General features: G+C 71.4%; 1 protein-coding gene. It reads right to left on the bottom strand.

Annotated elements, in window-relative coordinates; all coding sequences use genetic code 11:
• Nucleotides 1-295: 295 nt before the first annotated feature.
• Nucleotides 296-1,165 (bottom strand): hypothetical protein, encoded by an 870-nt coding sequence (locus RS82_RS00015; protein ID WP_157005208.1) that lies wholly within the window; start codon nt 1,163-1,165, stop codon nt 296-298.
• Between the last annotated feature and the right edge of the window lie 523 nt (nt 1,166-1,688).

Here is a 1,688-nt window from a genome sequence, read left to right as displayed (position 1 = left end):
CGGCCGAGCGGTCCGCCGTCGAAGACGCCGCCGGCGTGGTCCTTGCGCTGCGACAGCGGATGCGACGGGAGGTAGGGCGCGAGGTGCGCCTTCGCCGCGACCGGCCCGACGCCGGGACCGCCCGCTCACGCTGGGTCCGCCCCACCCCGGGCGGCGAGAATCCATCTGATTGCCGAGACCTCGGAGAACGCCCAGGATCTCGTCCTCCGGATGGATTCTCGCGGCGAGGACGGTGGCGGCGACGACGACGGCGACGACGACGGCGACGGCCGCGCAGCGGAGCGAGGGCGGGCGTTCAGGCGTCGGGGGTCGGGGATGTCGGGTGAGGCGCGCGCGATGCGATGGCTCGCTTCAGCGAGAGCAGCGCCGCAGCGTTCTCGGGGGCGCACGGTCGCAGGCCCGCTCCGCGAAGGATGCCGCGCAGCGGCGAGATGGTGGTGGCCTCGGTCCAGCCCCAGTGGACGACAACGCGCCATTGCTCGCGAAGACGCGTGTCCCTGGCTGCTTGACGCCGGAGGAGGGTACGCGGGTCGCCGAATCGGCCGTCGTACTTGAGATCGCCGTCCGCTTCTGCGAGGACCGACTCGATCGGCCATGCGAAGTCCGCCCGGTCTTCGATTCCTGACGATGACATCGATGTCCGCTGGAGCTCTGGCGCCGGGTACCCGAGCCACTCGATCACCGCGCGACTGACCGACTCGAAGGGCGTCTCCGACGAGGACGTCGCCCGAGAGAGCGGCCAACGCGCGAGCCGTCGGCCGCGAGTGCTCGCGCGCGCTTCGTTGAGCCTCTCGACACCCGCCCGGTCCAATGCGGAGTCGAGGCGAAGCGCCGAATCCGCCACCGCGAGACCGATCGCGGGGTGTCGTGCGCGGGCGAGATCCACGGCGCACTCCGCGAGCGATGAGACTGTGAACCCGCCGATCTCGGCGAGTTCGCGCTCGTCGGTCGTCGTGTGCCAACGGATGCCGCCGACCAGGCGCGAGGATGTCCGCGAGGCCGCAAGAGCATGGACGACGAGGGGATCGCCGAAGACCGCTGCGCCGTAGAGTGCGGCGGCGGATTCGTGAGTCGGGATCAGCCCGGGGTGCTGGAGCAGCGCGGCGTGCACTCGGGCGAGGTAACGATCCCATGGTGCGAGCTGGGCCCACGCGCCGGCAGGCACATAGACCCCTGCCCGCACACGTTGGAGCTCGCCCCGCGCGATCGCACGTTCCGGATGGGGCACCTCCTCAGTTCGGAACAGCGGTACCGGACTGGGCCGGGCAGCGAGCGCGCCCTCGACTATCGGCATCCGTCCACGATCGCGTCCGCCGGCGGTCTCGCGCGCCGGTGAACGCCTACCTGTGGGCCCCCGCCGCCTCCCCGCCCCCTGTGGAGGAGGCCCTGCGCACCATCGCCCCCAGCGCGAGAATCCAACGGGCGGACGAAGCTGTGGGAATTGCCCGAGCTCTCGTCCTCCCGATGGATTCTCGCGGAGATGAGGCAGCGCGGACGGATGCTGCGGGGCCGGGCTCGCGCAGAGCTCAGGACACAGGAGTCGGGGTCGGAGTGGGCGTCGGCCGAATCCGCCACCGCGAGACCGATCGCGGGGTGTCGTGCGCGGGCGAGATCCACGGCGCACTCCGCGAGCGATGAGACTGTGAACCCGCCGATCTCGGCGAGTTCGCGCTCGTCGGTCGTCGTGT

This window comes from Microbacterium trichothecenolyticum (assembly GCF_000956465.1).
In the GTDB taxonomy this organism is placed as follows: Bacteria; Actinomycetota; Actinomycetes; order Actinomycetales; family Microbacteriaceae; genus Microbacterium; species Microbacterium trichothecenolyticum.
This window is presented reverse-complemented; position numbering and strand designations above follow the sequence as displayed.